Annotated in this window: 10 protein-coding genes; 7 read left to right on the top strand and 3 right to left on the bottom strand. The window is 71.4% G+C overall.

The annotated features are described in order from the left end of the window. The first annotated feature begins 67 nt into the window (after window positions 1-67). The 6 genes from G3I54_RS21055 to G3I54_RS21080 all read left to right on the top strand — a co-directional run bounded on the left by G3I54_RS21055 (window position 68) and on the right by G3I54_RS21080 (window position 5,918). A complete protein-coding gene (locus G3I54_RS21055; RefSeq protein WP_164616423.1) occupies window positions 68-1,024 on the top strand; it encodes an OB-fold nucleic acid binding domain-containing protein in 957 nt (318 codons plus the stop codon). Then, window positions 1,025-2,077: a thiolase domain-containing protein gene (locus G3I54_RS21060; protein ID WP_164616424.1), complete on the top strand. Its 1,053-nt coding sequence runs from the start codon at window positions 1,025-1,027 to the stop codon at window positions 2,075-2,077. Beyond that, complete coding sequence (locus G3I54_RS21065) at window positions 2,070-3,236, top strand: thiolase domain-containing protein (protein ID WP_164616425.1); 1,167 nt, start codon at window positions 2,070-2,072, stop codon at window positions 3,234-3,236. The genes G3I54_RS21060 and G3I54_RS21065 overlap by 8 nt, the downstream gene beginning before the upstream one ends. Before the next feature lie 77 nt (window positions 3,237-3,313). Continuing rightward, a complete protein-coding gene (locus G3I54_RS21070; protein ID WP_003971159.1) occupies window positions 3,314-3,814 on the top strand; it encodes a hypothetical protein in 501 nt (166 codons plus the stop codon). A gap of 233 nt (window positions 3,815-4,047) precedes the next feature. Further along, window positions 4,048-5,295 (top strand): MFS transporter, encoded by a 1,248-nt coding sequence (locus G3I54_RS21075; RefSeq protein WP_164616426.1) that lies wholly within the window; start codon window positions 4,048-4,050, stop codon window positions 5,293-5,295. 65 nt (window positions 5,296-5,360) lie between these two features. Next, entirely contained in the window at window positions 5,361-5,918 is a 558-nt protein-coding gene (locus tag G3I54_RS21080) for a TetR family transcriptional regulator (protein WP_164616427.1), read from the top strand. 140 nt (window positions 5,919-6,058) lie between these two features. On the opposite strand, the gene G3I54_RS21085 is transcribed toward G3I54_RS21080, so the two are convergent. The 3 genes from G3I54_RS21085 to G3I54_RS21095 all read right to left on the bottom strand — a co-directional run bounded on the left by G3I54_RS21085 (window position 6,059) and on the right by G3I54_RS21095 (window position 10,755). Further along, complete coding sequence (locus G3I54_RS21085; protein ID WP_164616428.1) at window positions 6,059-8,272, bottom strand: terpene synthase family protein; 2,214 nt, start codon at window positions 8,270-8,272, stop codon at window positions 6,059-6,061. Window positions 8,273-8,423: 151 nt separating this feature from the next. Next, complete coding sequence (locus G3I54_RS21090) at window positions 8,424-9,098, bottom strand: transglycosylase SLT domain-containing protein (protein WP_164616429.1); 675 nt, start codon at window positions 9,096-9,098, stop codon at window positions 8,424-8,426. Window positions 9,099-9,618: 520 nt separating this feature from the next. Further along, window positions 9,619-10,755 (bottom strand): aminoglycoside phosphotransferase family protein, encoded by a 1,137-nt coding sequence (locus tag G3I54_RS21095; protein ID WP_164616430.1) that lies wholly within the window; start codon window positions 10,753-10,755, stop codon window positions 9,619-9,621. A 231-nt stretch (window positions 10,756-10,986) separates the two neighbouring features. Here G3I54_RS21095 and G3I54_RS21100 point away from each other — a divergent pair, with 231 nt between their 5' ends. After that, entirely contained in the window at window positions 10,987-12,474 is a 1,488-nt protein-coding gene (locus tag G3I54_RS21100; protein ID WP_164616431.1) for a hypothetical protein, read from the top strand. The last annotated feature ends 43 nt before the right edge of the window (window positions 12,475-12,517 follow it).

The raw sequence follows: 12,517 nt of genomic DNA on the forward strand, positions 1-12,517 counted from the left end.
GCGCCGAGCCCCCGGCTCCCGGCTCTCAGCCCCGGGCCCTCGGCCCCGAACCAAGGAGGCAGCAGCCATGACCGACGTCCTCAGCGCCCCGCTGGTGGTCGAATTCCCCTTCACCCGCTCGCTCGGGCCCGTCCAGAGCGCCTTCCTCACCGGACTGCGCGAACGCACCGTCCTCGGCGTCCGCACGGAGGACGGCACGGTGCTCGTGCCGCCCGTCGAGTACGACCCCGTCACCGCGAACGAGATCCGCGACCTCGTCGAGGTCGCCCCCACCGGCACCGTCACCACCTGGGCCTGGAACCCGGACCCGCGCCGCGACCAGCCGCTCGACACCCCCTTCGCCTGGGTCCTCGTCCGCCTCGACGGAGCCGGCACCGCGCTCCTGCACGCCCTCGACGCACCGGGCCCGGACGCCGTACGCACCGGGATGCGCGTCCGGATCCGCTGGGCCGCCACCCGCACCGGCGCCATCACGGACATCGCCTGCTTCGAACCGTACGAGGGTGAGCCCGGCGTCTCCGAACCCGCCCCGCACACCGGGGAGTTCGCCGACCCCGTCACCGGCATCGTCACCCCGGCCCGCCTCGACTACGTCCACACCCCGGGCCGCGCCCAGAGCGCCTACCTCACCGCCCTCGAAGAACACCGCGTCGTCGGTGAACGCTGCCCCGCCTGCCGCAAGGTCTACGTCCCGCCGCGCGGCGCCTGCCCCACCTGCGGGGTCGCCACCGCCGAACAGGTCGAGGTCGGCCCGCGCGGCACGGTCACCACGTTCTGCATCGTCAACATCAAGGCGAAGAACCTGGACATCGAAGTCCCTTACGTCTACGCCCACATCGCCCTCGACGGCGCGGACCTCGCGCTGCACGGACGCATCGCCGGAATCCCGTACGACCAGGTGCGCATGGGCCTGCGCGTCGAACCCGTCTGGAGCGGTGCCGGCCGCGAGTCCCGCCACCCCGACCACTACCGGCCCACCGGGGAACCCGACGCCGACTACGACACGTACAAGGAGCTGGTGTAGATGCGGGACGTGGCCATCGTCGCCTTCGCCCAGACCGCGCACCGGCGGCGCACCGACGAACTCTCCGAGGTCGACCTGCTGATGCCCGTCCTCCACGAGGTCCTGGGCGCGACCGGCCTCAAGGCGAACCAGATCGGGTTCACCTGCTCCGGCTCCGCCGACTACCTCGCGGGGCGGGCCTTCTCCTTCACCATGGCGCTCGACGGCGTCGGCGCCCATCCGCCCATCTCCGAGTCGCACGTCGAGATGGACGGGGCCTGGGCGCTGTACGAGGCGTGGGTGAAGATCCAGACCGGCGAGGCGGACACCGCCCTCGTCTACTCCTACGGCAAGTCCTCGCCCGGCCAGGTCCGCGATGTCCTGACCCGCCAGCTCGACCCCTACTACCTCGCCCCGCTCTGGCCGGACTCCGTCGCGCTCGCCGCCCTCCAGGCGCAGGCCCTCATCGACGCGGGCGCCACCGACGAAGGAGCCCTCGCCGAGATCGCCGCCCGCAACCGCACCGCCGCCGCCGACAACCCGCACGCCCAGCTCACCGGCGACGTCCCGGCCGGCGACTACCTCGTACGGCCGCTGCGCGCCGGCGACTGCCCGCCCATCGGCGACGGCGCGGCCGCCGTGATCCTCGCCGCCGGGGACACCGCCCGCGAGCTGTGCGAACGGCCCGCCTGGATCCGGGGCATCGACCACCGCGTCGAGGCGCACGGCCTCGGCGTCCGTGACCTCACCGACAGCCCCTCCGCCCGGCTCGCGGCCCAGCACGCCGGAGCCTTCGAACGACCCGTCGACACCGCCGAGTTGCACGCCCCGTTCACCTCGCAGGAGGTCGTCCTGCGCACGGCGCTCGGGCTCGGCGACGAGGTCCGCGTCAACCCCTCCGGCGGGGCGCTCGCCGCCAACCCCGTGATGGCCGCCGGACTGATCCGGCTCGGCGAGGCCGCCGCCCGCATCCACCGCGGCGAATCCGACCGGGCCCTCGCGCACGCCACCTCCGGACCCTGCCTGCAACAGAACCTGGTCGCCGTCCTGGAAGGGGAGAGCGCTCATGCCTAAGGAGCCCGTGGCCGTCGTCGGCATCGGCCAGACCAAACACGTCGCCGCCCGGCACGACGTGTCCATCGCCGGACTGGTCCGCGAGGCCGCCGTGCGCGCCCTGGAGGACGCCGGGCTGACCTGGAGCGACATCGATGCCGTCGTGATCGGCAAGGCGCCCGACTTCTTCGAGGGCGTCATGATGCCGGAGCTCTATCTCGCCGACGCGCTGGGCGCCGTCGGCAAACCCATGCTCCGCGTCCACACGGCGGGCTCGGTCGGCGGCTCCACCGCCCTGGTCGCCGCCAACCTCGTCGCCGCCCGCGTACACCGCACCGTCCTCACCCTGGCCTTCGAGAAGCAGTCCGAGTCCAACGCCATGTGGGGTCTCTCCCTGCCGGTCCCCTTCCAGCAGCCGCTGCTGGCCGGGGCGGGCGGCTTCTTCGCCCCGCACGTGCGCGCGTACATGCGGCGTACCGGAGCGCCCGACGAGGTCGGATCGCTGGTCGCGTACAAGGACCGCCGCAACGCGCTGAAGAACCCCTACGCACACCTCCACGACCACGACATCACCCTGGAGAAGGTCCGGGCCGCGCCCATGCTCTGGGACCCGATCCGCTACTCCGAGACCTGCCCCTCCTCCGACGGGGCCTGCGCCATGGTCCTCACCGACCGGGAGGGCGCGGCCCGCTCGCCCCACCCGCCCGCCTGGGTGCACGGCGGGGCGATGCGCAGCGAACCGACCCTGTTCGCGGGCAAGGACTTCGTCTCCCCGCAGGCCGGCAAGGACTGCGCCGCCGACGTCTACCGGCAGGCCCGGATCACCGACCCGCGCCGTGAGATCGACGCCGTCGAGATGTACGTACCGTTCTCCTGGTACGAGCCGATGTGGCTGGAGAACCTCGGCTTCGCCGACGAGGGCGAGGGCTGGAAGCTCACCGAGGCCGGCGTCACCGAACTCGACGGCGACCTGCCCGTCAATCCTTCGGGCGGCGTGCTGTCCACCAACCCCATCGGCGCGTCCGGCATGATCCGCTTCGCCGAGGCGGCCCTCCAGGTGCGCGGGCGGGCCGGCGAGCACCAGATCGACGGGGCCGCCAGAGCGCTCGGTCACGCCTACGGCGGAGGGGCGCAGTTCTTCGCCATGTGGCTCGTGGGAGCGGAGCCACCGCCCGGCTGAGGGAACGCGGCGGGCCCGGTCCGGCCGGGCCCGGGCCCGGCTCCGCAACGTGAGCCGGGACACGTAACATGGCAGGCATGTCCTTCCTCCGCCGCCGTAGCGCCGCAACACCCGCGGGCCCGGACTTCGACGTCTTGGCCATGGACCCCGGGGACTGGCCCGGCAACCTCGGCGCCGGTCTGCTCCCCGCCCCCGACGGCAGCTGTCAGGGCGTCTTCCTCCGTTACGACCTGTACGGCGGCCGGGGCCCAGCGATGATCATCGGCAACCTCCCGGAAGGCTCGCCCGCCCGCGAGACCGAGGAGGGCCAGGTGCCCTTCGAGGTGGCTCAGCTGCTCCTCGCCCTGGAGAACGACGAGCCGATCGAGGTCGTCAGCTCCGAGGACGTCCCGGTCATGCAGGGCGACAATCTGCTGATCGTCCGCCGGGTCAAGCTCTCCGAGAGCCGTATCGCCTGCGTCCAGTTCGACCGCAGCGACGGCGTCCTCGTGACCATCGCCAGCTGGGACCGGCCGATCACCGACGACCTGTACACCCTGCTCAAGCCTCTGCCCGCGGAGCTGTTCCAGCAAGGCTGAAACGTATCTCCATAGGCCGCCCGCATATGCCGGGCGGCCTTTTTCGTTGTCCGGGGACGGTATCCGGCCATCCCTGCGCCCGGGTGGGCGGCAGATCCGGGGAAGGGGCTAGGGTAGAAAATGAAACGACCGTTCAAGTTGTAGCGATCGTTCAATTCTCAGTGACCGCTCACCTTGCGTCGATCGTTCAATTCGATGGATCGACCCGATCCCTTCCGCCCGGAGGTCCGCGCATGGCCAACCCCTACGGCGCCCTGTTCAGGACGCCCGGATCGAGGGCTTTCACCGCCGCCGGGTTCGTGGCCCGCATGCCGCTGTCGATGGCGGGCATCGGCATCATCGCGATGGTGTCCCAGATGCGCGGTGACTACGGCCTCGCCGGAGCCGTCTCCGCCACCTTCACCCTGTCCATGGCACTCTGCGGCCCGCGGATCTCCCGGGCGGTCGACCGCCGGGGCCAGAGCGCGGTGCTGCCGCCCGTCGCCGGGCTGAGCGTGATGGCCCTCGGCGCGCTGCTGCTCTGCGCCCGCTACGACGCCCCCGTCTGGACCCTGTTCGGCTGCGCGGCCGTGGCCGGAGCGATGCCCAACATGGCGGCGATGGTGCGGGCCCGCTGGACCCACGCCCTCAAGGGCTCCGGCCGGCTGCACACCGCCTACTCGCTCGAATCGGTCGTCGACGAACTCACCTTCGTCGTGGGCCCCGCGCTCTCGGTGGCCCTGTGCACCGCACTCTTCCCCGAGGCCGGGCCACTGGTCGCCGGGGTGCTGCTGATCATCGGCATCCTCATGTTCGTCCCGCAGAAGCGCACCGAGCCCCCGGTGGTCCGGCCGGCCGACGGCCACCCGCGCGGCGGCTCGGCGATCCGCAGCGGCGCGCTCCGGCTGCTGGCCCTCACCCTGGTGGCCGGCGGGGCCATCGTCGGCACCGTCGACGTCGCGAGCGTCGCGTTCGCGGAGCGGCAGGGCTCACCCGCCGGCGCGGGTATCGTCCTCTCCGTCTACGCGGCCGGCTCCGCCGTCGCCGGACTGGTCTTCGGGACGCTCAGGCTCACGACGCCGCTGCCCCGGCTGCTCGTCCTCGGCACCGCCGGGACGGCGCTCACGACCCTTCCGCTGCTGCTCGTCGGAGACCTCGTCACCCTGTCCGCCGCGGTCTTCCTCCCGGGCCTCTTCTTCGCGCCTACGATGATCGTGGTGATGGGGCTGGTGGAGAGAACGGTGCCGCCCGCCGCCCTCACCGAGGGCATGACCTGGGCCATCACCGGCCTCAGCGTGGGCGTCGCGTCCGGCGCAGCCGTGTCGGGTGCGGTCGTCGACCGCTTCGGTCCCGGCGGCGGTTTCGTCGTCGCCGTCGCGGCGGGCGCCGCCGCTCTGCTGACGGCACTGTGCGCCCGGCGTTCGCTGGAGCGGAGCCTGAAGGACCGGGTCGCGCGTGAGGCCGAGGAATCGGCCGAGGCCCCCGGAAGGCCCGCACCCTGACGGGCCGACAGCGGCCCACCCGACCTGGGCACACCGGCCCACCCGCCACGACGCCCGGAGGCACCGTGCACACACCGCAGACCGACGGACGTCTGCTCAAAGGCGAGCTGCGGAAGCAGGAACTGATCGAAGCCACGCTCCAGGTGGTCGCCCGCGAAGGAGTCGCCGGCGTCAGCCACCGCGCGGTCGCGCGCGAGGCGGGTCTGCCCGCCACCGCGGCCGCCTACCACTTCGCGAGCATCGACGACCTGCTCACCGCCGCACTCACCCGCTGCATGGAGCAGGACGCGGACCGGATGCTGCGGCTGGCCGAGGAGGCGGACGGCGGCCCCGGGGGCATCACCGCGCTGGCGGAGCTGCTGGAGAAGGTCGTCGGAGGCCCCGGACGGCTGCTCGCGGAGTACGAGCTGTATCTGCTCGCGGCCCGCCGCCCGGAGCTGCGCGGCCCCACCCGGCACTGGCTGGAGGCCATCGCCGCGTACGGCCGCCGCTACACCGGCGATCCGGTCCGGGTGCAGGTGCTCCAGGGCGTCATCGACGGCCTGCTGCTCCAAGGGCTGCTGACCGACAACCCGCCGACGGCGGCGGAGTTCGAGACGGTGCTCCGCCACGTACTGCTCTGAGCCCTGTGCTCCGGGACCTGCGCTCCGGGACCTGTCCTCCGAGCCCTGCGCCGGGCCGGTGGGCCCGCCGGCCGCGGCCCGCCGCGCGTTCCTCCGTACGGCGGGCCGCATGCCCGTGGACGACACAGGGCTGCGCGTAACTACACGGAACTACCCGCCAGTTGAGCCATCAGCCGGGTCACCTGCGCAGCCGATGTGCCGAGCCCCGTGGGGCCGCTCAGATGCCAGGGGGTGTCGTGCCCCTGCCGCAGGTCCTCCTCGCGGTAGCGGCGGCAGCCCCGGTGCCAGATCAGGATCCCCGCGATCCAGTGCTTGAGCTCCTGCACATAGCCCGCCAGGACCTCCCGCGCCTCGGCGCCGAGGCCGAAGTCGTCGTACAGCACCGGGAGTTCCACCTCGGCGACATGCAGGAACTGCCGCAGCCGCGAGTTCATCAGGTCGTGCACGATCGCCACGCCCGTCGGATAGTCCACGCCGAAGAAGTTCTGCACGACCAGGACGCCGTTGTGCACCTCGCCCTCGTACTCGATCTCCTTCTGGTACGAGAACAGGTCGTTCAGCAGGCACGCGTAGTCCGCCGCCGCGTTCTCCAGGGAACGCATCGGACCGCTGCGGTAGACCTCTTCCGGAACGGTCCTGCCGTGCCCGAGCCGGCACAGGCTCATCGTCAGGTCCGAACCGAACGTCGCCCGTCGCATCTCCACGTAGTCCACCGGGTCGGGGATGCGGTTCTGCGCCTGGTTCGCCAGCTCCCACAGCCAGCTCTCGGTCATCGACTCGATCGAGGTCCGGAAGGTGCGCCGCGCGCTCAGGTCCATCGGAGCGGCCGTCCTGCGCCACAGATCGCCCAGGCTCCGCTCCAGGGCGTTCACCGGCTCCGGCGTCCCCTCGCCGTCCAGCGGCATGAACAGCGACAGCCGTTCGTTGGCCAGCCGCGCCCCCGCCAGGTCCCGGGCCCGCCCGTGCACCACCGGGAACCAGTCGTCCCCGTACGTCCCCCAGGCCAGCCAGCCCGATGACAGGTCCAGTTCGTCCGGGGTCGCGTCCGGATGCAGGCCCGCCGCGCAGAGCGGCAGGTCGATCGCGACGATCCGCCGCTCGTCCCAGATGTGCGAACCCGGCACGCCCGGCTGGGCCTCCAGGATGCCCATCCGGCGCGCCCACTCGACGAGCCGGACCCGGGCCCCCTCCAGATGAGGACTCAGCGTGGTGCCGAACGGCAGGTCGAAGTCCGGCAGCAGCGAGGGGCCCACGTGCTGGTACGGCACATGGCTGTGGCTGCGGGCCCGCGCGGTCTCCGAGCGGAGGGTGAATTTGATGGAGGCGGCGGACATGCCGAAGCCGGCCACGGCCTCGCCCGCGCCGCCGCCGTTCATGTAGCGGCTGGAGCGCATGTGCCATTCGTGGCCGCCGGACTGCCAGTCCTGGAGCCCCTTGACGTACGCCAGCACGGCGGCGGTCTGCGTCGGATCCAGGCCCTTCTCGGCGCAGAGCGGGCCGAGTTCGGTGAGGGCGGTGTTCTCGAACTGCTGGAGTCGTGAGGTCAGCAGGTCGTTCACTGCCTCGGCGGCCTCCTGCGTGGAGCAGCCGAGGAACTTCTCCAGCACCAGCACGCCGTTGCTGTTCTCCCCCTCGTCCTCCACCTCACGCTGGTAGGAGAAGAGGTCGTTGCGCAGGTGCACCGCGTCGGAGAAGGCGTCCCGCAGCACCCGTAGCGGCCGGGACCCGGCGACCGACGCGGGCACCTCGGCGTTCGCCGCGTACTCCACCAGACCGGCGGACCAGGGCGCGCCGCCGACCTTGCGGCGCATCTCGATGTACTCGACGGGGTTCGCGATGCGGCCCTCGTGGATGTTGGCGAGCTCCCACAGGGATTCGTTGAGGAGGTTCTCCGTCGACTCCGCGAACCGGGCCCGCCAGGCGTCCGTCATCGCCGGGACCGTCCGGGCCCACAGATCGGCGAGCCCCGCCTCGACGGGGTTTTCCGGCTCCGGGGTCGGGGCACCGCGTTCCATCGGCATGAAGGCGGGCAGCCGGTCCAGATACCGCTTGCCGCCCTCCCGGTCGGGAGTGCGCTTGAACAGCTCCAGGAAGTGGTCGTCGAAGAAGAAGACCCACACGTACCAGTCGGTGACCAGGGACAGGGCCTCGGCCGAGCAGTCGGGGTGGGTGTAGGCGCACAGCAGGGCGTAGTCGTGCGCCTCCAGGTCCTTCTCCTCCCAGATGCCGGACCCCTCCAGCATCCCCATGGAGCGGGCCCACGCCCGGGTGTGCGTGCGTGCCGCCTCCACATGAGGGTTGAGCCGCGCCGGATACGGAACATAGAAGTCCGGCAGTGAGAAGGGCTGTGCCATGTGCGTCAGGCCTTTCCAGAAGCCTCCGCGCGGGGAAACGCGCGGACCGGTGGTGTCCGCGCAGCACTACCCTTCGGCCATACGGAGCACGCACGACGGCGATTAGTCACATAATCGCGGCTTGGCCTGTGCGTGCTCGGGAGTCGGTCGCTCAGTAGGCGGAGTCGACGTTGTCGATCGAGCCGTACCGGTCCGCGGCGTAGTTCGCGGCGGCGGTGATGTTGGCGACCGGGTCGGTGAGCTTCTTCGGGGTGCCCTTGACGTGGTAGGCGTCGAAGGTGGGCTGGATCACCTGGAGGAGACCCTTGGAGGGAATGCCGTTCTGCGCGTTGATGTCCCAGTCGTTGACGGCGTTCGGGTTGCCGCTGGACTCGCGCATGATGTTGCGGTGCAGCCCCTCGTAGGAACCGGGGATGTTCTTCTTCTTCATGATGTCGAGCGACTCGCGGATCCAGCCGTCGAGGTTGTTCGCGAACTTCTTGGGCGTGACGGCCTTGCGCTCGGTGGAGCGGTTGGCGGCCTGCTTCTCGGACCGCTCCTTGGCGGCGTCCTTCTCCGCGGCCGCCTTGCGGTCGGCGACGGCCTTCTTCGCCGCGGCTTCCTTGGCGGCGTTCTCCTGAGCGGCCTTCTTGGCCGCCGCGTCCTTCGCCGTGGGGATACCCGCGGCGGCGACCGGCTCCACAGAGATGGAGGAGCGGGCCTGGGTGGTCTGCGCTTCGCTCGGACCGCCGGTGGCGGTTATGGCGGTGACCGAACCGGCCGCGACGAGCACAGCGGTGGCGATCTTGTGCGAGCGGGTGATGCGCAGGGTGGAGATGCGGGGCATGCGTGAGCTCTTCCTATGGGGGACGGGCTTCGCGGCCTTCGCGCCGCGTCGGCAGGAACCGGGGAGTCCGGACCGCGGTCGCCGGAGGGCGATCGACGTCGGCTCGTACTCGGTGCTTGCCGGGATCCATGGTTAGCGCTGACCGACATAGGAAGCAATGACCGCCTTTACTACTCTTCATCGTGAGATGCCAATTTATGAGCCATATGGGCGGTTCGTTACGCCGGACGGGACGGTTCACGCCTACTACCGGAGGTCGTAGGTGACGTGGGTCTCGTGGCGGGCCTCACCCGTCGGGGACCCCGGGACAGCACAGGGTCAGCACCCGGTCACGGGCGGACAGGGCCCGGACGGGCGGTCGCAGACCGCCGTACGGGCCCCGGAACGCACAACAGCGCGCTGCGGGACCGGTGTGTCGGCACCGGTCCCGCAGCGCGCTTCCTTCTTCACAGTGGTCTGGTCACTGTGGTTCTCGGCAGGCGGGCCGTCGGCCCGCGTCGTCTTCCGTCGTCGTCCCTGCTCAGCGGGTGCCGACCGCCGCCCGCACCGCCCGTCGAGCCATGGCGCAGTCGTCGTGCAGCCTCCGCAGCAGCAGCCGCTGCTCCTCGCCCGAGGAGAGTGCGCCGGGACGGTCCTGCCCCGCGCCCACCGAGGGCGCCTCGCGCATGGTGCGCTGCACCGCCGTCTCGTAATTGCGGATCTCGCGGGTCAGCACCAGCATCAGGTTCACCAGGAACGCGTCCCGCGCGGCCGGGCCCCTGGCCTGGGCCAGCTGGCTGATCTGGCGACGCGCCACCGGCGCGTCGCCCAGCACCGCCCACAGCGTCGCCAGGTCGTATCCCGGGAGATACCAGCCGGCGTGCTCCCAGTCGACGAGCACCGGTCCGGTCGGCGACAGCAGGATGTTGGAGAGCAGCGCGTCCCCGTGGCAGAACTGCCCCATGCCCTGCCGGCCGCCCGCGTGGGCCAGACCGTGCAGCAGCTTCTGCAGGTCGCCGAGGTCACGGTCGGTGAACAGACCGAGCTCGTGATAGCGCGCGATCCGCGAGGCGTAGTCGAGCGGCGCCTCGAACAGTCCGGGCGGCGGCCGCCAGGCGTTCACCCGGGCGATCGCGCCCAGCGCGGCACGGATGTCGGCCCGCGGCGGGGCCTCCGCCGGATGCCGGGTGAGGGCGGCGACCCGGCCGGGCATCCGCTCGATCACCAGCGTGCAGTTCTCCGGGTCCGCCGCGATCAGCCGGGGCACCCGAACCGGGGGGCGGTGCCGGACGAACGCGCGGTACGCCGCTATTTCGTGCCGGAACCGCTCGGTCCACGCCGGCGAGTGGTCCAGTAAACACTTCGCGACGGCGGTGGCCCGCCCGGTCGTTCCGACGATCAGGACCGAACGGCCGCTGCGGCGCAGCACCTGGACCGGGTTGAACTCGGGGCAGATGCGCTGGACGGAGGCGATGGCCATCCGCACCTGCGCGCCCTGCGGGCCGGACAGGTCGATTCTTCCGCTGAGCGGTCCGGCGCCCGGTCCCGCGGCCCGTCGGGCCCGGCCCGGACCCTGCGCCGGTGCGCCGGCGTGAGGAGCGAGATAGGGCCCGCCGCCCGCGCCCATCGGGCGGAGCGGACGGGGCGGGGCGGACACGGAGGACGATGCTGTGTACATGGGCGAGACAGATCCCTTCGTGCGCCGACAAGGTACGTGCGCCAACCCGGCCGACGGCCGTTCGGCACCCTGGGGAGTACCTAGGGCTGCCGGGCGGGGTGGCGCTTTCCTACCTGACACCGGGGCGCGGGTGGCAGACCATCTGGCGGACCCTGGCGAACCCTGGCGAATAGTCACAGCGCATCTGACAGGGGGTTAGTGTCAAGTCAGCCGAGAACCTGGGGGCTTGAAGTGACCGGAGAACCCAACACCCGTCTTTCCGACCTGTTCGGCCTGGCCGGCTGGTCCAAGGGCGAACTCGCGAGAATGGTGAACCGGCAGGCGGCGGCCATGGGCCATCCGCAGCTGGCCACCGACACCTCGCGGGTCAGGCGCTGGATCGACATGGGGGAATCCCCCCGTGATCCCGTGCCCGAAGTGCTGGCAGCTCTGTTCACCGAGCGGCTCGGCCGTGTCGTGACCATCGAGGACCTCGGGTTCGGCCGACGCGGGCGTGTGGGGAAACGGCGTGACTCCGGGACGGAACACAATCCCGATCAATTGCCGTGGGCGCCCGAACGGACGGCAGCGGTCCTCACCGAATTCACGGGAATGGACCTCATGCTCAACCGACGCGGCTTGGTGGGTGCGGGCGCCGCGCTCGCCGCCGGCTCAACCATCGCCGGCCCCATGTACGACTGGCTGCACAGCGACCCCGCTCTGGCGGCCGACGCTCCACGTACCAACGATTCCCCGCACGCCGATCCCGCCGGTTTCGACCGGTACGAGGCCGCTCCGGTCGGCTCCGAGGAGATCGAGGCCCTGGAGCATTCGGTCGAGGTCTTCCGCGCCTGGGACGCGTCCCGGGGCGGCGGACTTCAGCGCAAGGCGGTCGTGGGCCAGCTCAACGAGGTGGGCGGCATGCTCGCCTACCGCCACCCCGACCATCTCCAGCGCCGCCTGTGGGGCGTCGCCGCCAACCTCGCCGTCCTGGCGGGCTGGATGTCCCACGACGTCGGCCTCGAACCCACCGCCCAGAAGTACTTCGTCATCGCCGCCCACGCGGCCCGCGAGGGCGGCGACCGGCCACGCGCCGGAGAAGCGCTCTCCCGGGCAGCGCGCCAGATGGTGCACCTGGGCCGGCCCGACGACGCGCTCGACCTGATGAAGCTCGCCAAATCCGGCTCCGGAGACGAGACCCTGCCCCGTACGCAGGCGATGCTGCGCACCATCGAGGCCTGGGCGCAGGCGTCGATGGGCCGCGGCCAGGCCATGCGGCGCACCCTCGGCGAGGCCGAGGAGCTCTTCGTCTCGGACAAGGGCGATGTGCCGCCGCCCAGTTGGATGCAGATGTTCGACGAGGCAGATATGCACGGCATGCAGGCGCTCGCCTTCCGTACCCTGGCCGAGCACGACCCGGGGGCCGCGATCATCGCCCAGCGCCATGCCAAGCAGGCGCTGGAGCTGCGGATCAACGGGCGCCAGCGGTCGAAGATCTTCGACTACATCTCGCTGGCCTCGGCCTGCTTCATCGCCAACGACCCGGAACAGGCCGACCGTTACGCCCGGCTCGCGCTGGTGTCGATGGGGGAGACCTCCTCGCACCGCACCTGGGACCGGCTCCGCGAAATGTACCGGCTCACCGGTCAGTTCGCCGGATACGCCGGGATCCAGGATCTGCGCGAGGAGATCGAGCTCTCGATGCCGAGCCAGAAGAAGGCCAAGGGCACACAGATCTGACGACCCGGCCCGGCCGCGCCGTTCCTCGCTCCTTCACACCCTG

The organism is Streptomyces sp. SID14515 (assembly GCF_010548505.1).
Lineage (GTDB): Bacteria > Actinomycetota > Actinomycetes > Streptomycetales > Streptomycetaceae > Streptomyces > Streptomyces caviscabies.